Source organism: Bacillus sp. SIMBA_026, assembly GCF_046535335.1.
GTDB classification, from domain to species: domain Bacteria; phylum Bacillota; class Bacilli; order Bacillales; family Bacillaceae; genus Bacillus; species Bacillus velezensis.
This window is the reverse complement of record NZ_JAWRWX010000274.1, coordinates 1-260: the sequence shown is the minus strand read 5'-3', so window position 1 is coordinate 260 and position 260 is coordinate 1. Positions and strand designations below refer to the sequence as shown.

Annotated in this window: 1 protein-coding gene; it reads left to right on the top strand. The window is 64.6% G+C overall.

The features are described from left to right. Positions 1-260: hypothetical protein (locus SB847_RS21455; RefSeq protein WP_410578693.1), on the top strand; the 260-nt coding region annotated here is incomplete at both ends.

Here is a 260-nt window from a genome sequence, read left to right as displayed (position 1 = left end):
ACTGGAGAAGTCCGCACTGTCGGGCGACCAGGTGTTGACCAACGCGATCAACGCCGCACGCGATGCGACAGTGAACGGTCTGCGGCAAGTGGTCAACGCCTTGACGGGCAGGGCCGTCGCTGCATTTGCCAAAGGTGGTTTCCATACTGGCGGCCTGCGGTTGGTCGGCGAGAACGGGCCGGAGTTGGAGGTTACCGGGCCGTCTCGGATCTTCAACGCCGACCAGACGCGCGCCATCTTGGCGGGCGGTGACGATAGCC